A 20,116-nucleotide genomic window follows, 5' to 3' on the forward strand; every position below is an offset into this window, starting at 1 on the left:
AGAGAGGAAAAACCCTTCCTGCCAAACTTTCATTTGGCATCAATCTTGCAATTTACTGCACAAGTGTAAGCGCATTCATTTATCGGATTGGGTAAAGGAGAGAGGGTTTCATGACATCACTGAAAGACAACCATCAGGAATTGAAGAGGGAAATGAGCAGCAGACACCTGTTCATGATCTCGCTTGGGGGGGTAATCGGAACAGGTCTGTTTCTCGGGTCGGGATACACCATCGGCCAGGCCGGCCCTGTCGGCGCCATTTTGTCGTATCTGGTCGGCGGTTTCATCATGTATTTGACCATGCTTTGCCTGGGAGAACTGTCGGTAGCGATGCCGGTTTCCGGTTCCTTCCAGACGTATACAACCGAATTTATCAGTCCCGCGCTCGGTTTCACCGTCGGTTGGCTTTACTGGTTCGGATGGGCGGTAACCGTTGCGTTGGAACTGCTGTCATCCGGTTTGTTAATGCAGCGCTGGTTCCCGGATTCCCCCGTCTGGATGTGGTGCGCGATTTTCGGGATTGCCTTGTTCCTGTTGAACGCACTGTCCGCCCGGGCATTCGGGGAAACCGAGTTCTGGTTCTCCAGCATTAAAGTAAGCGCCATTATCTTATTCATCATTTTGGGCGGTGCCGGCCTGTTTGGTCTCATCGACATGAAAAACGGGCAAGCGGCACCGATGTTCTCCAACTTCGTCAACACCCCGCTTCTGCCACACGGAATTACCGGTTTGCTGCTGACCATGATAACAGTCAATTTTTCCTTTCAGGGAACGGAATTGATCGGAATTGCAGCGGGGGAAAGCAAGGATCCGGAAAAAACGATTCCAAAGTCCATTCGCAACACCGTATGGCGTACACTCGTGTTCTTCGTCCTCGCCATTTTTATTCTGGCCGGATTGATTCCGTACCAGGAAGCAGGCGTCATTGAGAGCCCGTTTGTTGCCGTACTGGACAACATCGGTATCCCGTATGCTGCCGATATCATGAACTTTGTCATCTTGACCGCGCTCTTGTCTGTAGGCAACTCCGGCCTGTATGCGGCTACCCGGATGCTTTACTCCTTGTCAAAAACAGACATGGCCAGCTCCAAACTCGGCAAGGTGAACCAGAAAGGGATTCCGATGAACGCCCTGATGATTACGTTCGGAATTGCTCTTCTGTCTCTCTTGTCCGGTTTCTTTGCCGAAGACACGGTGTTCATGGTGCTCCTCTCCATTGCCGGGTTGGGCGCCCAGGTTGGCTGGATTTCCATCTCCGCCTCCCAGCTTGCTTTTCGCAAACAGTATCTGAAGCAAGGCGGCAAAGTAGAAGACCTGAAATTTAAAACACCGCTGTATCCTATTCTTCCGGCTGCAGCACTGATCTTAAACCTCACCGTTCTCGTCAGCCTGGCCTTTGACCCTAGCCAGCGCATTGCCCTGTACTGCGGAATTCCGTTCATGATTGTCTGCTACCTGATTTACCATCTGCGGATAAAAGGCAAGCGCCTGGAAGACAGCCGCAACGCTGCATGACATTCGCACCGCGATCCTGATGAGCCCCTTCACGTCCCAAGAAAACCCACCCGGCATTAGCTATTCTCCCCCCACTCGGCGGTAGCTATCGCTGAGCCGAGTGGGGTCCCTTTTTTCGCCGAGCGGGGCCCCGAGCACTTTTCTAGTGGCTGTATGGGATGTCCAATTTTATAAATTCTTATACACGAACAAAAAAACCGCCTGATCAGAGGCGGTTTTTCTTTATGGCAACTTCCATGTCAAGCTTATTTACAGTTCTTTATTACTACGTGGAGAGACGAACAATCTCCGTAATGACGACCATCGCAAAGACGGCGAATCCGACCGAACTGGTTACCAGCAGCATACGTTTCAGTTTTTTCATATCTTCCACGACAATCTCCCTCTCTTTCTATCTACCAAGAAGCCGCTCTACACTTATATACGAGAGCAGAATGGGAAATGTTTCAAACACGCGCATTTTTTTACAAATTCACGCCATTTTTGTATAATCTTTTCCAGCGGGCTGCCCTTCCATCTCGTGAAGCTTCCATGCAACGATGATGCCCACCAGCAGGCAAATCGTCCAAGGCAGCCAGGGAGTTTGCATACGAAGCGCGGTATCGTATACCCAACCGCCAACGAATTGACCAACGGAACCGCCGATGGCCAATGAATAGCCGTTAAAACCATAGTAAGCGCCGACATGCTCTTTGGAGGCAAACCGCGGTACCATATCGACCAGATTCGGAACTGCGATCATGGTTCCCAATGCGTAAAGAAAGGCATCCAGCATTAACAACCACAGTGTATCAGCGAAGGCGAGTAAAAACAACCCGAGACTCATTACCAATGTGCCAATGCCGATCAATGTGAGCCGCTGCGAAACATTCTCCAGCCAATGACTTACCTTCATCTGCAGAAGAATGACGGAGACGGATACCGTAGAGAGCACGACACCTACCAGCGCTTTGCTGTTCGTTACGTCTTCGACCAATTGCGGGATGGTCAGGAATATTTGCATGTTGAGATAATAATATCCCATCAGAATGACTGTATAGCGAATGAACTGGCGGTCTTTCAGAACGATGGACATACTGTCCCATATCCCGTGCTGCGTATTTCTGGCTTCAATGGCCGGCAGGAGGAAAAAGGAGAGCAGGGCGCTTACGGCAAAAATTCCGCCTGCAAACAGGGAGAGATACATAAAATCAAACGCAGCCAGGGCGGTACCCACAACCTGGGAACCGACCACACCGATGTTGGTCAACACGTTGCGAAAGGCGAACACTTCTTTGCGGATGGACTCCGGCGTCAATACAGCAAAAGCAGCCGATCCAGCCGGGTCAAACAGTGAACCGCCCAATCCGGAGAGGACGGCAGCCAGAAAAAAATGCCAGGTCTCCGTACAAAAAGCAAACAGGGCAAAGCCGATGGCACGGACAAGCATCCCCAGGATCATCGTGCCCTTGTATCCGAACATGTCGCCGACAATTCCTCCAAGAAAAGCAAAGCCCTGTTGAGAAAACTGGCGTACACTCAGTACCAGGCCGGCCATCGCCAACGTCCAGCCGATGCTCCCCGTCAAGTGAAGGGTAAGATACGGAATCAGTGCATAAAAACCTAGGTTCATCATGAAGGAGGTAAGCAACAGCAGTTTAACGGAAAACGGCATTTCCCTCCAAACTTCCCGTTTCATTTCTTGTACCTCGCTCTCTTGATTGCGAAAGTTGGGGATATTCTCAGACTAAAGAACGAGGTATAATTTGAGAAACGATCAATTTTGCATATTGTAATCAATTTTTTAGATAAGAGGGTAAAATTTCATATGGATTTTGAACAATTACGTGCATTCTATACTTTGGCACAAACCAAAAACTTTACCAAAGCCGCAGAGATGCTTCACCTTGTCCAGTCAACCGTTACGATGCGGATCAAACAGTTGGAAGAGAAAGTAGGAAAGCCGCTTTTTACACGAGACAAGCGAAGCGTCGAGATTACACAGGCCGGCCTCACCCTGCTTCCGTATGCGGAACGAATCTTGAAGCTGACGAGCGAGGCACTGAACGAGGTCGCATCACTGCAGCCCTATGAAGATTACTTTTCCATCGGCAGCCTGAACTCCATCTGGACCTCCACCCTGGAGCCGATTCTTAAGGAATACCACTACCGTTATCCGCATATTGCAATCAGCACGAAAACCGGACACTCGTCCGACGTCATTCAGTACCTGCTGGACAACATGATTCAAATCGGGATCGTATACATCCCTCCTTCGCTTCCCAACTTCGAGGTGATTCCCGCCTGGGATGACGAAATCGTGCTTGTCTCACGTCCGGACGATACGATTACGGCTGCGACCTCTGTCGATGCTCGTGAGCTGCGCAACCTTCCCCTGCTGTTCGTGAACTGGGGGCCGCCATTCCACGAGTGGATCAGGCAGACCCTGCCCCGCAGTTACGTTCCGAAACTGCAGGTCGACAAAGCGGAGCTGGCCATCGATCTGGTGAAGGAAGGGTTGGGCGTCAGCCTGCTTACCCGCTCGACCGTGAAGGCCGAACTGGCGGCAGGAACCCTGCGCGAAATTACGATTCTGGGGAACAAACCCCCGAAACGCTCCGCCTACATCGTCCTTCCCAAGGACAAAAAGAACAAGCCCAGCGTCGAGAAATGGCTGAGCTTGATGCGGGAATTCGGTTATGAAACGTAGCGTTATTTCCAAGGTGTGACAGGTCGCAGTATCTGTGGACGAAAGCGAATGACAGCGAGGTCGTACAAATAGCGGACAGCACAGTACCAAACGGCAGACATGCACAGGCCGGCGATGACGTCGCTCAGGTAGTGGACGCCGAGGTATACGCGGCTTGCGCAGATGAGCGTGACCAGGAGAACGCGGCCTGGCTGTATGACCGCGGCGTATGCCGCATGGGCCAGGTTGGTACGCAAAAAATGGGCAAGAATACCGTAAAAGGCCAATCCAACCATGGCATGGCCGCTGGGAAACGAAAAAGAATCCGGTCGTTCGATCAAATTCCATCCCTGCGGACGGGGACGGACAAACAGCTCTTTCAGCCAGTCGTTCAGCCAGTCACCGATCAGCAAGGTGCAGGCAATGATCAGCGCTTCGATGCGGTACCCTTTGACCAGAAACAGGATGACCACCAACACGCCGAGCGGTGCCAACACCTCCGCGCCTCCCATGTGAGTAACAGCTGACATCAGCACGGTCAGCCACGGAGTGCGGAGCGTTTCCATAATGGAAAAGCCCAGCTGATCCAGCGATGAATAAGCATTTCGGTAAAACAGGGCGATGAGCACAAGCGACAACGCCAAAAATACACCGGCCCAGACAAGAAGCCTGGTTGGGCTTGTTTTTTCATGCGGATGCAGTCTCATGGTCGCTCTCCTTCCTCCATTAACATTCGCAGGGCGTCGGTGAAGCGATCATCGTCTTCCCTGGTCCGCGCTGCAGGACCGCGCGTTCGACCTCCCCCGCGGCGAAAACGCGCTTTCTCATTTCGCTCTTCGAGGTGAAAATCGATTCGCTCCGGACGAAATATCACACCGCTCGGAGAGAGCGCCTTGGCGCGCTTGCCGAGAATCAGGGCAGCGAGGCCGATGTCCTGCGTCACGACGATGTCGTTTGGCCCCGCTTCGTTTGCCAGTTTGACGTCGACAGCTTGCGGAGCGGCGTCCACCACGATGTGATGCTCACCGGTCAGCTGGTGATTGTAGCTGGCAAACGTGAGGCAGCCCCACCCTTTTTCCGAGCAGAGCTCTTTGGCGATAGCCAAAGCCTGTCGGGGACAGGCATCGGCGTCAATCAAGACACGATGTACGGCCAATCGTTTCCCCCCTTTCTTTCCCCCGTCTCCTTCGTTTTTTGATATGATGAAAAAGGAGAGGAGTGTGTGATCAGTTGCGTTACCAATTTACCTATGACGATCGATTGGGGATTCGTATCCCCGTTCTTTACCACGACTGGGAGATGTATTCGCCGGACGAGCGAGCCGACATTCTCCTGGAGTGGGAAGAAATTCGGGCAAAAATTCCCGACCGCATCATTCAATTGGAATCAATCATTACACAAAAACAAAATCAGTTGTCGGAAGAAGAAAACTTCGTCCGCTCCTGCGAATTGAACAGTGAGATTCACGAGCTGGCCAGCGTCATTAACGATCTTAATATATGGTTTCGCGTCCAGCAAGATTACGAGACAAAAAACCACCGATAAAAAAAGCTTCTTATTCGGCAAAAAGAAAAAACCACCGTCGGAAACGGTGGTTTTTTCTCTGCCCCTGTCAGCTTAGTTGTCGCAAGAGCAAGCTACAATCACCAACAATACAAACAGTACAAGCACCAGGGAGAAATCGTCAAAATCTCCGCCATTAAACAATCCCATCCGTTAACCCCTCCTTTGTTCAACTGCTCATAAGGTATGTGTCAACACTGGGTTTTGCTTGGACGCTTGCCTAGTCTTGCTCTTTTTCTGCTGCAGGGTGTCCAGATGGAACGGAGGCGTTTTGCCGTGTTCTCAGGACAAGAGGGCTTTTGCCATTATGCACTTCGATTTTGCTTCGGCGCTTCTCCCCTGGATTGGCGGCGTTGGAAGAAAGCGGGTCCCTGACGGACGAGAAAGACCCCGGCGACAATCATGACCGCACCGCACCACTGCCAGCCGTTCATCTGTTCGTCAATGACCGCCATTGCGACGAGAATGGCAGTAACCGGCACGAGATACATATATGGCATCACACGCGCCGGTCCCAGCCGCTCGATTCCGTAGTTCCAAGCCGCCAGTGAATAGGCGGTAACCGGATAAGCTGCGTACAACAGTGACCACCAGGCGGAGGAAGGCAGCTCTATCCAATTGACGCGAAGCAAGTCGGGCGTGCAGTACACCGCCAAAAAGAACGTCCCGAACAAGGCAGTATACAGGGTGACTTTCATCGCAGAATAAGACCGTGCTAGCCTGGCAGTCGTAAACGGATACAGGCCGAACAATAGGCTCGCCAAAGCAGCCAACCCGTCTCCGAGAAGCGACTCCAGTGAGAACGTTATACCGCCGGCAGCCGCTCCCTTCACCACTACGACTCCGCCAACGGCCATCAGAGATCCGAAGGCCAGTGCAAGGGTGGCCCGCTCCTGCTTGGCCAACACGGCCACGATCACCGTAAACAGAGGCGACATGGCGACGAGAAGAGAGGCATTGGTCGCCGTCGTGTATTTCAACGAAGCCACAAACAGCGTTTGATATAGGGTGATTCCCACCAGGGCCGCCAGTAAAAAGGCCGGGATATCCCGAGCGCGGATGGCGACGTTCCCCTCTTTCCACTTCACCAGGACCCATAGAACCGGAATCACCAACAGGAAGCGGGTCAGCGTAAATACTTCGGGTGACAGCGCCTGCATCCCAAATTTGCCGACCGTGTAATTGCCTCCCCAAATCAGGACAACAGCCAGCAGCATCAAGTCAACCGTCGGCTTACGCATGAAGCTGCTCCTTGGGAATCATGCCATATGGCTTTTGCATCCGTTTTTCCCAGAACGGAATGGTTCGCTGAATCAGCGGTCCGGTCAATAAAGCGATCAGAACAGTGCCGATCGAAACGGGTCCGCCGAAGAAGAACCCGAGCACCAACACCGTTATTTCAATCATCATACGGACTTTTTGTATGCTCCATCCCATCCGTTCATTCAGCGCCAGCATAAAGCTGTCGCGCGGACCCGCTCCGAGCCGCGGTGACAGATACAACCCGATTCCCACGCACATAATGAACAGACCCACCAGGAACAGGAACATTCTCTGCCAGAACAGGTGCACCTCCGGAATGAAATCCAGCCAAAGAAACACGTCCAAAAACAAGCCAAAGCACCCCATGTTCAAGAGGGTGGGGACGCCGGGTTTCATTCCTGCCAATAAATAGGAAAGGATGATGACAATGGCCCCGACGATAACGGACCATATTCCAATCGTAAGTCCAAATGTCCTCTGCAGGCCGATGTGAAACGTATCCCACGGAGATACTCCCAGATTGGCCTTGATCGTCATTACGCAGCCGAACGCCCCTATAGCCAATCCCAACACAAACATGAAATAGCGAATTGCCAGCGAATTGTCCTTACGCTCTTCAGCCACTTCTCCTCACCCACCCTCTCTCTTTCTCTCCTCTATCTCAGCCATTCAGCCTTGATCTCATAAAAAATCCCGTCTTTACGGTAATACGCCGTCACACCGGAGTAACGAAAATACTCCTCCAGTTCATTCAGCTCTTCTCCTTGCAGCACGACCTGACGCTGCTTATTGTGCTCGTCCCGGTACTCTATCACCAGGCTGATTTCCTCCCGCAGACAATGCTCGGTCAGTTCTTCCGGAGTCGCAAAAGCGATCCGTTTCATGTTCACCACTCCCATCCGATGATGAATCATTATAACAGGGAATGAACCTCCGTTTCATTATGAAGGTTCTTCATATACCCCTCAAGCGTTTGATTTGCAGGCTGAGAAAATCCTCCGCGAGAGACGTGTCCGCGAACTCTTCCTTCGCCTCGGCGAGCAGATCGTCCAGGGTTGTTCCCGCTTCGTTTTCGTATCGCGGACTGAAGTGTGTCAGGCACAGTGTACGCACTTGTGCATCCCGTGCCAGAATCGCCGCCTCCCGTGCCGTGGAGTGGCCGCTTCGCACGGCCAGTTCCTTGTCAGCATAAGCATAGGTGGCTTCGTGAATGAGCAGATCGGCCTCGTGCGCCAGCTCCATCAGCTCGGCACAAGGCTCCGTATCGCCGCTGTAGACCACTTTTCTGCCGGGCTGCGGGGGCCCGACGAACCGTTTTCCGTCGAGCACGCGTCCGTCAGGCAATTGAACCTGTTCTCCGCGTTTCAACGCTCCAAACATCGGGCCGGCCGGTACACCTGCCGCTTTTGCCAGATCAACGCGAAAAGAGCCGGGGCGGTCATTTTCAACCACGGCATAGGCGAAAGCGGGTACCCGGTGCCGAACCTCCCTGCACACCACGGCCCGTTCTTCGTCCTCATGGATGCGCCCCTGCTGCACGACCTTGATGACCAGCGGATACTGCAGAAAAACAGGACTCACCTCCATAACGGCTTCCACATAGCGATCCAGTCCGGGCGGGCCGTACAACGTCACCTCGGATGGAGCGCCTCCGCGGAGAGAACGACTGGCCAACAGGCCGATCAGTCCGTATAAGTGGTCACCGTGCAGATGAGTGATGAAAATCTTTTCCAACTGGCTTAGCTTGAGCGGCGAGCGAAGGATCTGATGCTGGGTCCCCTCTCCGCAGTCAAACAGCCACCACTTGCCGGACTGGATGAACCGCAGGGCTATCCCGCTCACATTGCGCCTGGCAGTCGGCGCCCCCGAGCCTGTTCCCAAAAATGTCACGATCATCTTGCGCCACCTCCCTTCTCAGTATTGCCAGGTGCATTCCCCCGCGATGAGGCATTCACCGTTTTTTCTCTGGGCGCATACCCTACATCAGAAAACAGCATAGGAGGGAATTCCCATGAAACGATTGATTTCCATGGGTCTCGCGGTCGGTTTGGGGTTGACAGCCCTGTTGGCCGGCTGTTCGAGCACACCGGAGAAAGTACGAATCGGCGAAGTAACCCGGTCGCTTTTTTACGCTCCGCAATACGTTGCCGTTGAAAAAGGATTCTTTAAAGAAGAAGGTCTCGACGTAGAGCTTACTACTACGGCAGGCGGCGATAAAACCATGACCGCCCTCTTGTCGGACGGAATTGACGTAGCCCTGGTCGGATCGGAGACAAGTATCTATGTCGATCAGCAAGGGGCCACCGATCCTGTCATCAACTTCGCCCAACTGACACAAACGGACGGGACCTTTCTCGTAGCCCGCAAACCCGTCAGCAACTTCAGCTTTGAACAGCTGAAAGGCAGCGTCTTCCTCGGCCAGCGCAAGGGCGGGATGCCGCAAATGGTAGGCGAGTTTGTGTTGAAAAAGAACAACATCAATCCCCGGAAAGACCTTGAGTTGATTCAAAACATTGAGTTTGCAAACATTGCGTCTGCATTCGCCTCGGGCACGGGTGAGTATGTACAGTTGTTTGAACCGACAGCCTCTCAATTTGAGGCGGATGGGATCGGTCATGTTGTCGCCTCCTTCGGCAAAGAAAGCGGCAAGGTGCCCTACACCGTATTTATGACCAAGAAAAGCTACATGGACAAACATTCCGACGTCGTTCAAAAGTTTACCAACGCCGTCTACAAAGGACAGCAATGGGTCTCTGCCCACTCGGCCAAAGAAACAGCGGATGTGATCGCCAAATACTTCCCAAACATCAAGCCGGAAATTTTGGAGAGTTCAGTGAAGCGCTACCTGGAACAAGGCTCATATGCAACCGACCCAATCCTGGACGAAGAAGAGTGGAACAACTTGCAGGACATCATGGATGAAGCAGGTGAGTTAAAGCAGCGGGCGGACTACGCGAAACTCGTCAATACTACCTTCGCCAAGGCTGCCAAAGAAGGGAAGTAATGCGCCATGAATCAAGGACCTTCTTCGAAAGCAAAGATTGAACTGCGTCATGTCACTCATCTCTACGTCTCGACGACTCGAGCGTTCATGGCGGTCAAGGACATCAACCTGCGCGTAGAGGAAGGAGAGTTTGTATGTCTCGTCGGTCCCAGCGGTTGCGGCAAGACAACACTGCTGTCGCTTATCGCCGGACTGGAACAACCGACGGCTGGAAAGGTGCTGATTGAAGGGAACCCCGTTTCAGGCACCTCCCGACGTGTCGGCTATATGCTGCAACAAGACTACCTGTTCAACTGGCGGACGATCGAGGAGAACATCTTCCTCGGACTGGACATTCAGGGGATCCGCTCAAAGGAGATGGAAGAATACGCACTTCATTTGCTTGAAGAAATGGCATTGGGTGACGTTCGCAAATCGTATCCGACCCAGCTATCGGGCGGCATGCGGCAAAGGGTGGCTCTGGTTCGCACCCTGGCCTGCCAGCCTGACATCCTGCTTTTGGATGAACCGTTTTCCGCCCTCGACTACCAGACCAAGTTGAAACTGGAAGACTTGATTATCGCCACCATGCGCCGTCACAAGAAAACGGCCGTACTGGTAACCCATGACCTGTCCGAGGCAATCGCTATGGGGGATCGCGTTTACATTCTGGCACGCAATCCGGGCCGTATCAACAGTGAGGTGGTTGTGCCGGAGGAGATTCGGTTGGCCCTGCCGTTTTCGGCCCGGAACCTTGAGGGTTTTTCCGAACTGTTCCACCGGGTGTGGAAAGAGATGGAGGCGGTGTCCGATGCAGTCAAATGAAGTGAGGCAGATTCACAGAAACTATCTGCGCCAGGCAGCGAAGCAGCGCTATCTGATTGTCACCACTCAAATCGTTCTGTTGCTTCTGTTCCTCGGCATATGGGAGTGGCTGGCTCGCATCGAAGCGATCAATGTTCTGATTTTCAGCTATCCGTCCAAAATCTTGCAGCTGTTCTGGTCGCAGATTGTCGACGGAAGTCTGCTGCCCCACATCGGGATGACGGTGCTAGAGACCATGATCGGATTCGTGTTGGGCACCCTGTTCGGCACGATGATCGCGACGATCATTTGGTGGTCGCCCTTTCTCTCACGCGTGCTGGAGCCGTACCTCGTGGTTGCCAACAGCATGCCCAAGGTAGCCCTCGGACCGGTCTTTATCGTCGGTCTCGGACCCGGCTTTTTGTCCATCGTCGCCATGGGCTGTGCCATCTCCATCATCATTACCACCATCGTCATCTACACCAGTTTCAAGGAAGTCAATCAAAACTATGTAAAGGTCGTGCGGACGCTCGGCGCCAACAAGCGGCAGATCTTTACCATGGTCATTCTGCCTGCCACCATACCCACCATTCTCTCCACGCTGAAAGTGAACGTCGGCCTCTCGTGGGTAGGCGTCATCGTCGGAGAGTTCCTCGTCTCTCAGAAGGGGCTTGGCTACCTGATCATCTACGGGTTTCAGGTGTTCAATTTTACCCTGGTCCTGGTAAGCCTGTTTATCATTGCGATTGTCGCCACATTGATGTACCAGGGCGTGGCATTCCTGGAGCGGCGGCTTACCAGCCAGTTTAAATAGATGGTTTTAAACCCACCCGGCACAAGCTCAACCCCAAAAAGTGACGTATGTATTCGAAGATGATTCCGATTACTTTTTGGGGACCCCAGAACATGCTCGCGCCGGGCGGGGCCCCGAACACTTTTCTAGCGGCTGTATGGGATGTCCAAATTTATAATTTCTTATACACCAAAGAAAAAGCACCACTGGGGTGCTTACATTCCAATTAACTTTACACTTTCATTGAAAATCTTCGCTTCTTCAAGAGCCCGTCGATCGTTCAGAATCTCACCCGGTTTGTTCCCTTCCCCGATGATATATCCGGCAAACGGCATGTCAACAAACGAGAAGATGTACTGAAACTGCTGGATCAGCGGAAGGCCCTTGATCCGCGGTTGATCTCCTCCGGTGATGATGACATAAGCCTTCTTTTTGCTCATCGCTTCCTTAAAATTGAAACGTTTGTCCCGCAGACTTTGCGACCAGCGATCAACGAAGTCTTTCATTAGGCCGGACATGCCGTACCAATAGATCGGCGTGGAAAAGATCAAAATGTCATGTTCGAGAACGGCACGGATCACTTCATCATAGTCGTCATCAACCGGCTGAAACCCATCCGGGTCATGTCTTTTGTCTTCGATTGCGTGTATTTCCTTCTCCCGCAAGAAAATGCTGGTATGCGGGATTCCTTCCAAAGCGATGTTCGTCAGCTTCTCCGTATTTCCCCCTTCTCTTGAACTCCCGTGCAAGACTAGAATTTTCACATGTATCGCTCCCTTTTGTCATTCATGAGTCAGACACTAACTCGGCGACCGCCGAGCCTCTGGCGATGGCGGAGCCATAGTTGCACTTATGCAGATAGGTACCATTTTATAAATTCCTATCTGCCAAGAAAGAGGGGCCCCGTACATGTCGTACGGGCACCCCGCTTACGTTACCAAAACTTCCACCAGCTTTTCTTTGCCGTGGCTGTCGTTTCTTGTTGTTCTTCGCCAGCTCCAGCCCCCGCTTCCACTTCTTCGGCTCCCGGCACCCGCGCCAGGAAGTGATCCACCATCGGTTTGGTATTGTCCGGCAGGTGCTGCTGCATCTCTTTTAGCACGGCGATCGCCTTCGCCTTCTGGTCGGTTGCCAAAAGCGCGTTGGCGTAGTTGAATCCTGCGTACGGATACTGGAACTGAGGAGACCAGTATTCTTCGCAGATTTGAATCAACTGGTAAACGTAACCGGCTTGTCCCAATTCACCCGTCACTGTCATGACGATCTCCTCTTTTTCCTTGGCAGCCTCGATCGCTTCCTTGTATTTTTGCATTGCTTTCAGCAGGTTGCCCTCAGACAGAGCGAGTCGCGCCAAGTGAAGCTGCGGACGCCACGCCCCTTCCTTGGCGGAAAGCGCTTCCAGCCGCTGCCGCAGTTCCTCCTGCTTGTTAAGCTGCAGGAAGCTCTCCACATACATATTCAATCCGTTTTCCTGGTTGGGATCTTTAAACAGGCCCGCTTCCAGCGTCTCAAACGCCTTCGCTTCTTCTCCCTCATAGGCGTAGATTTTCGCCAGATTGGTGCAAGCCGTTCCGGAAGCAGGGAACCGCTCCAGGCAGTCGAGCAGCAGGGCTTTGGCTCTGTCAAACTCTCTTGCCTGCATGTGGACGACGGCACGGAAGATCAAGGCGGATTCGATCGGACCGTACAGCTCCAAGAGCCGGTCAGCGGCTACTCCCGCCGGTTCGGGAAAATTGTCCCGCACCAGCTCCATGGCAAATTGTCGAAGCATCTCCTTGTCATCCCAATACATTTCCAGGTTATGGGGGATTACTTTTTTCTGGTAATCCTCCCGTGTCATTTGGATTGTTTGGCCATATTCGTTGGTAAAGGTCACAAATTCTTCCGACATGAAACAGCCTCGCTTTCATTCCTGTTCGGGAAGCGCTCGCGAAAGAAAGAACGATTTCCCGCCTCGGGAAACCGTCCGTTCCGCCATCGACCGCATTATATCCACGCTTTGATATTTACTTTTCGGATAAACTCTTCCATCGACTCTTTTACAGGTTCGCCGTTTTCCGACGATTCGTCCTGCATGCCCATCAGTTGCCGGAAAAGCGCTTCGTTGCGTGTCGCCAAAGCGAAGTCAAGCAGTGCCTCTCGCTGGAGACGCTCTGCCTCCTGCTCCATCAGTTCCTCCTCTAAAGCAATGTCGGCATCGACGATTGGAAATTGCTTATCTATTTTGGGAATGCGCACAATCCAATCAAAGGCACTGTCCGGATTCCGGTCACGACCAATAAGATAACCGTACTCGCCAATGGGCATACCCTGCTCAAAGGAGTCAGCAACGATGATGACACGCTGTCCAAGTTTGAACATGAGCGTCAACTCCTTCTGAATATTACTTCTAATGATACTAAATTGTATAGGCCGTTGGGAAGAGCAAACGGCATTTCTCTGTGTATTCCGTTTGCCGTCTCTGATAAAATGGATTGAATAAAGCTAATCTTAGGTCTATTATGAAGAAAAGCGACATTTGATTCTATTCCGATGTGATTTCTTTGGTTATTGGGGGATTGCTTATGCCAATTACACTTCCTGATCATCTTCCCGCGGTTGAGATCTTAACGAATGAGAATATTTTCGTAATGAAAGAAAGCCGGGCGTTTACACAGGATATTCGGCCGCTTCGAATCGTCATCTTGAATCTGATGCCGGTAAAACAAACCACCGAGACACAACTGCTCCGCCTGTTGGGCAATACGCCGTTACAAGTGGAGATCGTGCTGCTGCACCCGTCCACTCATACATCCAAAAATACGGCGGAAGAACATCTCTCCATGTTCTATCAAACGTTTGAGGAGATCAAAGATCAAAAATTTGACGGAATGGTGATCACCGGAGCTCCTGTTGAGCATCTGGATTTTGAAGAAGTCTCCTACTGGGATGAGTTGAAGCAGATCATGGAATGGAAATTGACCAACGTAACGTCGACGCTGCATATCTGTTGGGGGGCCCAGGCCGGTTTATACTATCACTACGGAATTCCCAAGTACCCGCTCCCGGAAAAACTGTTCGGCGTCTTTTCCCATACGGTAAACAAGAAAAATGTAAAGCTGTTTCGAGGCTTCGACCCTCTGTTCCAGATTCCCCATTCCCGGCACACGGAAAACAAGCGGGAAGATATCGAAAAAGTGGCGGAACTGGAGATTCTCGCGGAGTCCGAGGAGGCTGGAGTTGCCATCATCGCCACAAAAGACGGACGGCAAATCTTTGCGACCGGCCATTCCGAATACGATCAAAACACCCTGAAAGAAGAGTACGAGCGCGATCTTGGCAGAGGTCTCCCCATCTCCGTTCCAAAGAACTATTTTCCACAAGACGACCCGGGCCAGGAACCGCTTGTCAGCTGGCGGGCTCACGGCAACCTGCTCTTTTCCAATTGGTTGAACTATTACGTGTACCAGGAAACGCCGTATGACTTGAACAGCATCACATAGCGCCCCAATCCCTTCCCTATCGAACAGGCGAGTTGTGAGAAAGAGAGAAATCCGTTACACTTCTTAACGAGTACACTTTTCGCCTGTACTGAAGAAGGTAAACGAGGTGTTTCGAGCTTATGCAAATGTCGACAGGCTTCTCGCTGTTTATTGTTTTCTGGATGTTTGTCCTGGTTGGTTTGTTCGCGATTGGCGGCTATTTTATGTTTCGCAAATTCCTCAAGTCGATGCCCAAGCAAGACGGAAAATCCGATCTTGACTGGCAGGAACATTATATCGAACAGACCCGCTCGATGTGGACAGAGGAAACGCTTGCCTTTCTTGATGAACTGGTGGAGCCGGTGCCGCAGTTGTTTCGCGACGTTGCCCGCCGTACCATAGCAGCGAAAATCGGCCAGCTCGCACTCGAGGAGAAAGCGACGTCCATTACCGTTGATTTGATTGTAAAAGGCTACATTCTCGCCACGCCCAAGCGTGATCACAAGTGGCTGATTGCCCATCTGAAAGAGAAGCAGATCAACTTCCAGCCGTATGAAAAGTACCTGAAGGCGTAACCGACGGGACAGCAATCTTGCGGCGGAGCGAAACTTTTTCTTTGCTCCTCCGTAGAGATAGGTAGACTACCTGCAAGGAGCTGGTTGACCATGATATCTGGACTCCTCACCATTCTCGGCATTGGCTTGTTGATCGTCATCGCGGTAGCAGCAATCGCCATATCGATGTTGAAAAAGGGGACGCGTTTTCTCTTTAAAACCGGGCACCGCCGCTTCAGCAGCAGCGATTTCCGGCACCGGGGGCATCACCGTACCCACGGCCATCATTCTTACGGCCACCAACACTACCGGCGCAAGCATTCCAGCCACAGCGGCTTTTTCAGTAGCTGAATGTGGCCCCCGCCGAACCGCAGCGTTCGCTGGGTATAAGAAAACCCACCCGGCATTAGCTATTCTCACCCCACTCGGCGGTAGCTTATCGCTGAGCCGAGTGGGGTCCCTTTTTTCGCCGGGCGGGGCCCCGAACACTTTTCTAGCGGCTGTATGGGATGTCCAAATTTATAAATTCTTATACACTGAAAAAGCGTTGCTTTCACCAGCAACGCTTTTTGTATTTCCCATCTATTTTCCCGACACTCCGCCGGATACCAGAAAGGCCATCGCTTCCGAACTCTCGACGTCCAGGGGCTTCACCTGTTCTCTCGGGAATATCAGCAGATTGCCGGCAAAGTTGTACGACTGCGGGAAGTAAACAGCGACATGATCCTCCAGGCCGTAAGCATCCAGGCTCTCCCGGGTGATAAAGCCGATCGCCTTGGCGCGGCTGTCTGCCGACAACGTAACCAGAACAGGCTTGTCAAAGCTTTTCTTGTCCCCGACGAACGCGCCGATCAAGTCCTTGATGGAACTGTAAATCAGCTTGATAAAGGGCACTCGCACAAACAGCCTGTCCACCAGTGCGAGAAGACCTCTGGTCAATACATTGGATGCGAGTACGCCGACCAGGGTAATCCCGACAATCGTCAGCACGAACCCGATCCCCGGTACCGGGAGTTTCAGGAAACCGTCCACCGTCACGAAGATTTTGTACAAAACAAAGACGGTTACCGCCAAGGGAATGACATACAACAATCCTTCCAGAAAATAGCGTACCAATCGTTTCATGGATTCTTCCCTCCTCTCTCTTTTCTACGAGCTAATTGTACCCGAGGATTCATCCTTCTGCTATGATGAAAGAAACAAATGTGGAAAAGAGGGAGAGCAGATGGAGCAACTTCTCGTTTCATCAGACTGGCTGTACGATCATTTGCGGGACAGCAACATCGTGATCGTCGATTGCCGCTTTGTTTTGGGCAAGCCGGCGCAAGGATACGACGAATACATGGAAGGGCATATTCCGGGCGCGCTCTATTTTCATCTGGAACACGACTTGTCCGGTCGAAAAGGGGAACACGGCGGGCGCCACCCGCTGCCGGAAACGGATGCGCTCGTGAGTCTGTTTTCCCAGGCTGGAATCGATAGCGAGACGACCGTGATTGCCTACGACGATCAGGATCTGGCTATGGCGTCACGACTCTGGTGGTTGCTCCGCTATCACGGCCACCAAAAGGCAGCCGTATTGAACGGCGGTTTTGCCGCATGGAAGGCTGCAGGCTATCCTGTTACGCAGGAGATCCCGTCTCCGACAGCGCGATCGTTTGTGTCCCGGCTTCAGAGAGACATGCTGGTCACGATCGACCAGGTAAAGGAACGGGGTGCCAATACGGTGCTGATCGATTCACGGGCAGGCGAACGGTACAGAGGGGAACAGGAAACGATTGATCCGAAAGCAGGCCATATCCCGGGCGCACTCCACTACTTTTTTAAGGATAACCTGGCACAAGACGGTTCGATGCTCCCTAAAGAGCAGTTGAAGCAACGCTTTGCCCCGATTGCCCGTCACGATGAAATAATCGTGTACTGCGGCTCAGGGGTGACGGCTTGCGTCAACCTGCTTGCCTTGCATCAGGCGGGCCGAACGGATGCCAAGCTGTATCCGGGCAGCTGGAGCGACTGGTGCTCGTACGATCTGCCCGTGGCAACCGGTCCCACCCCGGCAGGTGTGACGAACGAGTGAAACGAGCAATCCGGCTCCTGGCCCATTTCACCTATCAGGAGGCGATGTCCTGCCTTTTTCCCGTGTTCATCTTCGGTTCGTTGGCCCTTTCCCATATCGTCACCATTCCTGGGCTTCCCCGCTATGACATGCTGCTGATCCTGTGCTTCGCCTTCCAGGTGTTTATGGTGAAAAGCGGTTTGGAGACGCGCGACGAACTAAAGGTGATTACCGTGTTTCACCTGATTGGACTGGCCTTGGAGATATTCAAGGTGCATATGGGCTCCTGGTCCTACCCGGAGTCCGCCTACACCAAAGTGCTCGGCGTGCCGCTGTACAGCGGATTTATGTACGCAAGCGTGGCCAGCTACCTGTGCCAGGCCTGGAGGCGTCTCGACATCTCGCTGGAAGGCTGGCCATCCCACCGGCTCTGTGTACCTCTTGCCGCGGCGATTTATCTCAACTTTTTTACCCATCACTTTCTCTGGGACATCCGCTGGTTCCTGACCGCAGCCATTTTTCTCGTTTTCTGGCGCTCGCAGGTGCGGTTTCGCGTGCTTACGGAGTGGTTTCGCATGCCGTTATCGCTCTCCTTTTTCCTCATCGGATTTTTCATCTGGATCGCGGAAAACATCGCCACCTTGCTGGGCGCGTGGCGCTATCCCAATCAACAAACAGGATGGGAGCTGGTCCACTTAAGCAAAATCAGCTCCTGGTTCCTGCTCGTGATCGTCAGCATTATCATCGTCGCCCAGCTAAAGCATTTGAAATCAAGCCTAATTGCTCGTTCTCCCCGCCAGCACGGTATGCAGCGTCCCCAGTAGAGCTGTCCCCATCGTGACGAAGAATGCCAGGAAAAACGAGTGATGCCAGTTGTCCATCATCCCGGCGATAATCGGACTGAGAATGGCTCCGAGTGAAAGAACGGCGGAAAACAGACTGAAGACGCTGCCGTACAATTCACGCGGCGAATGGACAGAAAGAATCGTGGTCATCGCCGGGAACAAGAGCCCAAAACAGGTCCCCAGCAAAAACATCATGACGTACAGGGAGAACTCCCAGCCGATCGCCAGCACATACAATAAGAAACTGAGCAGGAACAGCCCCGCGCAGGTCCGCTGATGAGGAGAGGTGCGCTGCAGCCAAAACTGGCTCAATACGGCCAACGAACCGATCCCCATGATGCTGAACAGCATCCCGGTTACGGACGGCGAAAGCTGCTGCCGTTGAATGAACAATGGGATTTCAAACAGAATGGTCCCCTGCGCATACAAAACGGCGAAACCGGCGACCAGCGCCGGGTAGATCTGCGTGTTTTCCAACAGGGCTGTCAGCGGAGTCAGCCCTGCTGCCGGTCGGCGGCCGGTCAGGCCGTCGCCTTTTGCTATTCTTCCCGGCAATAGGATAAGGGCCAAAAAACCGACTGCTATCATAATCCCGCCCAATATGACAAACGATTCGGCATAGCCGTATTGCCCCGCAAAAAAACCGCCGACACCCGGTGACACAATGGCCGCTGCTGTCAGCACCATACCGTTTTTGGCCATCAATTCCCCCTGCTCGGATGGGCTTCTCCCCGTTTCACTCAACATGGCAAAACAGGCGGGCGATACAAACGCCATGAAAAACCCGAGTGCGAGACGCAGCCAAATAAAGTGCTCCGGATAAGGCGTCAGGCCCTGCCCTGCCAGCATAACGCCTGACAGGAGCAGACCTGTTCCGATAAACCACTTTTTTACGAAGCGGTCAAGGATTGGACCGGCCAGTATGTTGCCCATCAGGTTGCTGATCGAATAAACCCCGAGCACGAAACCGATCATCGCCGTAGATGCGCCGAGCAGGTGCATGTACGGTGAAAGCAGCGGTGTCTGTGCGTTCATGTCAAACTTGACGAGAAACAAGATGGCAAACAGCAGGGCTCTCACTTTCTCTTCACTCCCGGGTCACACCTTTTTGTCCCAGTATATGTCCAACCATGCCTTGCTAGCATGAAAATAAGAAAACCCGGAGCGAAGCTCCGGGCCTTTTTGCGTTAGAGGAGATCCGAAAGTTTGTACTCATATCCATGTAATCCTTTGTAATACTCAGGATACATTGGTTCACCGCAGTGTTCACAGCCAAACTGTGGTGGAACCGTTGGATCACCGTCATCCATTGCATCAAAGCTACGAACAACTTCTAAAGGAATCTCCTCTATCTCATGACACGTCAAACAAACATATTTGACGACTTCGTTCTTCTCTTGTTTCCTTCGGAAACTTTCGAGCAGTGCTTTGTGATTTTTCTTTGCCTTTTTCTTTTTCGACACCTGTGAGATCTTCAATCATCCCTTCCAGACACGCTCGGGTTTGATTACAAAGAGCATGCTTAATAACAAGAGTTTCGGCAAGGTCTTTCTTGACGATTTGAGCAAACACACGACTAAACGTTGCAATGGATGGAACGGGTCGATCGATG

The 20,116-nt window shown here is 52.4% G+C and carries 24 protein-coding genes and 1 pseudogene; 11 read left to right on the forward strand and 14 right to left on the reverse strand.

What is annotated here, in order from left to right; all coding sequences use genetic code 11:
* Positions 1–110 precede the first annotated feature (110 nt).
* Positions 111–1,514: an amino acid permease gene (locus ACE99V_RS04150; RefSeq protein WP_400490008.1), complete on the forward strand. Its 1,404-nt coding sequence runs from the start codon at positions 111–113 to the stop codon at positions 1,512–1,514.
* 472 nt (positions 1,515–1,986) lie between these two features.
* On the opposite strand, the gene ACE99V_RS04155 is transcribed toward ACE99V_RS04150, so the two are convergent.
* Positions 1,987–3,192 carry an MFS transporter gene (locus tag ACE99V_RS04155; protein WP_400490009.1) on the reverse strand — a complete coding sequence of 402 codons (1,206 nt, stop codon included), beginning with the start codon at positions 3,190–3,192 and terminating at the stop codon, positions 1,987–1,989.
* A 129-nt stretch (positions 3,193–3,321) separates the two neighbouring features.
* Here ACE99V_RS04155 and ACE99V_RS04160 point away from each other — a divergent pair, with 129 nt between their 5' ends.
* On the forward strand, positions 3,322–4,203 hold the full coding sequence (locus ACE99V_RS04160; RefSeq protein ID WP_400490010.1) for a LysR family transcriptional regulator: 882 nt from the start codon (positions 3,322–3,324) through the stop codon (positions 4,201–4,203).
* Positions 4,204–4,205: 2 nt separating this feature from the next.
* Here the strand turns inward: ACE99V_RS04160 and ACE99V_RS04165 are convergent, their stop codons facing one another.
* Positions 4,206–4,889 carry a phosphatase PAP2 family protein gene (locus ACE99V_RS04165; protein ID WP_400490011.1) on the reverse strand — a complete coding sequence of 228 codons (684 nt, stop codon included), beginning with the start codon at positions 4,887–4,889 and terminating at the stop codon, positions 4,206–4,208.
* Positions 4,886–5,338 carry a DUF188 domain-containing protein gene (locus tag ACE99V_RS04170; protein WP_400490012.1) on the reverse strand — a complete coding sequence of 151 codons (453 nt, stop codon included), beginning with the start codon at positions 5,336–5,338 and terminating at the stop codon, positions 4,886–4,888. Before ACE99V_RS04170 ends, ACE99V_RS04165 begins: the two co-directional genes overlap by 4 nt.
* A 74-nt stretch (positions 5,339–5,412) precedes the next feature.
* On the opposite strand from ACE99V_RS04170, the gene ACE99V_RS04175 reads away from it, so the two are divergent.
* Entirely contained in the window at positions 5,413–5,727 is a 315-nt protein-coding gene (locus tag ACE99V_RS04175; protein ID WP_400490013.1) for a hypothetical protein, read from the forward strand.
* Positions 5,728–5,799: 72 nt separating this feature from the next.
* Here ACE99V_RS04175 and ACE99V_RS04180 read toward each other — a convergent pair whose 3' ends face one another.
* From ACE99V_RS04180 to rnz, 5 genes are all read right to left on the reverse strand, one after another.
* Complete coding sequence (locus tag ACE99V_RS04180) at positions 5,800–5,895, reverse strand: YjcZ family sporulation protein (RefSeq protein ID WP_400490014.1); 96 nt, start codon at positions 5,893–5,895, stop codon at positions 5,800–5,802.
* A 155-nt stretch (positions 5,896–6,050) separates the two neighbouring features.
* Positions 6,051–6,986 carry a DMT family transporter gene (locus ACE99V_RS04185; RefSeq protein WP_400490015.1) on the reverse strand — a complete coding sequence of 312 codons (936 nt, stop codon included), beginning with the start codon at positions 6,984–6,986 and terminating at the stop codon, positions 6,051–6,053.
* On the reverse strand, positions 6,979–7,587 hold the full coding sequence (locus tag ACE99V_RS04190; RefSeq protein ID WP_400490035.1) for a YczE/YyaS/YitT family protein: 609 nt from the start codon (positions 7,585–7,587) through the stop codon (positions 6,979–6,981). Before ACE99V_RS04190 ends, ACE99V_RS04185 begins: the two co-directional genes overlap by 8 nt.
* A gap of 77 nt (positions 7,588–7,664) precedes the next feature.
* Positions 7,665–7,892: a hypothetical protein gene (locus ACE99V_RS04195; RefSeq protein ID WP_400490016.1), complete on the reverse strand. Its 228-nt coding sequence runs from the start codon at positions 7,890–7,892 to the stop codon at positions 7,665–7,667.
* 70 nt (positions 7,893–7,962) lie between these two features.
* Positions 7,963–8,904, reverse strand: a complete 942-nt coding sequence (gene rnz / locus ACE99V_RS04200; protein WP_400490018.1) for a ribonuclease Z — start codon at positions 8,902–8,904, stop codon at positions 7,963–7,965.
* Positions 8,905–9,019: 115 nt separating this feature from the next.
* Between rnz and ACE99V_RS04205 the strand changes: the two genes are divergently transcribed.
* From ACE99V_RS04205 to ACE99V_RS04215, 3 genes are read left to right on the forward strand one after another with little or no spacing between them, the layout of a single operon-like run.
* Positions 9,020–10,012, forward strand: a complete 993-nt coding sequence (locus ACE99V_RS04205) for an ABC transporter substrate-binding protein (protein WP_400490019.1) — start codon at positions 9,020–9,022, stop codon at positions 10,010–10,012.
* A 6-nt stretch (positions 10,013–10,018) separates the two neighbouring features.
* Entirely contained in the window at positions 10,019–10,816 is a 798-nt protein-coding gene (locus ACE99V_RS04210) for an ABC transporter ATP-binding protein (protein WP_400490020.1), read from the forward strand.
* The gene (locus ACE99V_RS04215; protein ID WP_400490021.1) at positions 10,803–11,609 is read left to right on the forward strand and encodes an ABC transporter permease; all 807 of its coding nucleotides are present in this window, start codon (positions 10,803–10,805) and stop codon (positions 11,607–11,609) included. The genes ACE99V_RS04210 and ACE99V_RS04215 overlap by 14 nt, the downstream gene beginning before the upstream one ends.
* A 194-nt stretch (positions 11,610–11,803) precedes the next feature.
* Here ACE99V_RS04215 and ACE99V_RS04220 read toward each other — a convergent pair whose 3' ends face one another.
* The 3 genes from ACE99V_RS04220 to ACE99V_RS04230 all read right to left on the reverse strand — a co-directional run bounded on the left by ACE99V_RS04220 (position 11,804) and on the right by ACE99V_RS04230 (position 13,949).
* Positions 11,804–12,352 carry a flavodoxin family protein gene (locus ACE99V_RS04220; protein WP_400490022.1) on the reverse strand — a complete coding sequence of 183 codons (549 nt, stop codon included), beginning with the start codon at positions 12,350–12,352 and terminating at the stop codon, positions 11,804–11,806.
* A gap of 170 nt (positions 12,353–12,522) precedes the next feature.
* Positions 12,523–13,479, reverse strand: a complete 957-nt coding sequence (locus ACE99V_RS04225; RefSeq protein WP_400490023.1) for a tetratricopeptide repeat protein — start codon at positions 13,477–13,479, stop codon at positions 12,523–12,525.
* 95 nt (positions 13,480–13,574) lie between these two features.
* On the reverse strand, positions 13,575–13,949 hold the full coding sequence (locus ACE99V_RS04230) for an ATPase (RefSeq protein WP_400490024.1): 375 nt from the start codon (positions 13,947–13,949) through the stop codon (positions 13,575–13,577).
* A 203-nt stretch (positions 13,950–14,152) separates the two neighbouring features.
* Here ACE99V_RS04230 and metA point away from each other — a divergent pair, with 203 nt between their 5' ends.
* The 3 genes from metA (at position 14,153) to ACE99V_RS04245 (ending at position 15,954) form a co-directional block, all read left to right on the forward strand.
* A complete protein-coding gene (metA, locus tag ACE99V_RS04235) occupies positions 14,153–15,070 on the forward strand; it encodes a homoserine O-acetyltransferase MetA (RefSeq protein ID WP_400490025.1) in 918 nt (305 codons plus the stop codon).
* 125 nt (positions 15,071–15,195) lie between these two features.
* Positions 15,196–15,624, forward strand: coding sequence for a DUF2621 domain-containing protein (locus ACE99V_RS04240; RefSeq protein WP_400490036.1), 429 nt, complete (start codon positions 15,196–15,198; stop codon positions 15,622–15,624).
* A 90-nt stretch (positions 15,625–15,714) separates the two neighbouring features.
* The gene (locus ACE99V_RS04245; protein ID WP_400490037.1) at positions 15,715–15,954 is read left to right on the forward strand and encodes a hypothetical protein; all 240 of its coding nucleotides are present in this window, start codon (positions 15,715–15,717) and stop codon (positions 15,952–15,954) included.
* A gap of 231 nt (positions 15,955–16,185) precedes the next feature.
* Here the strand turns inward: ACE99V_RS04245 and ACE99V_RS04250 are convergent, their stop codons facing one another.
* Positions 16,186–16,728: a DUF502 domain-containing protein gene (locus ACE99V_RS04250; RefSeq protein WP_400490026.1), complete on the reverse strand. Its 543-nt coding sequence runs from the start codon at positions 16,726–16,728 to the stop codon at positions 16,186–16,188.
* A 100-nt stretch (positions 16,729–16,828) separates the two neighbouring features.
* On the opposite strand from ACE99V_RS04250, the gene ACE99V_RS04255 reads away from it, so the two are divergent.
* Together ACE99V_RS04255 and ACE99V_RS04260 are read left to right on the forward strand one after the other, a co-directional pair.
* Positions 16,829–17,680, forward strand: a complete 852-nt coding sequence (locus tag ACE99V_RS04255) for a sulfurtransferase (protein ID WP_400490027.1) — start codon at positions 16,829–16,831, stop codon at positions 17,678–17,680.
* On the forward strand, positions 17,677–18,483 hold the full coding sequence (locus ACE99V_RS04260) for a DUF817 domain-containing protein (protein WP_400490028.1): 807 nt from the start codon (positions 17,677–17,679) through the stop codon (positions 18,481–18,483). The genes ACE99V_RS04255 and ACE99V_RS04260 overlap by 4 nt, the downstream gene beginning before the upstream one ends.
* Here the strand turns inward: ACE99V_RS04260 and ACE99V_RS04265 are convergent.
* Both ACE99V_RS04265 and ACE99V_RS04270 read right to left on the reverse strand, forming a co-directional pair.
* Positions 18,436–19,584, reverse strand: coding sequence for an MFS transporter (locus ACE99V_RS04265; protein WP_400490029.1), 1,149 nt, complete (start codon positions 19,582–19,584; stop codon positions 18,436–18,438). The genes ACE99V_RS04260 and ACE99V_RS04265 overlap by 48 nt on opposite strands.
* A 273-nt stretch (positions 19,585–19,857) precedes the next feature.
* Positions 19,858–20,116: pseudogene (locus ACE99V_RS04270) on the reverse strand (hypothetical protein); the annotation flags it as partial.

Origin of the sequence: Brevibacillus soli, from assembly GCF_044759095.2 — a bacterium.
In the GTDB taxonomy this organism is placed as follows: Bacteria; Bacillota; Bacilli; order Brevibacillales; family Brevibacillaceae; genus JBIYSM02.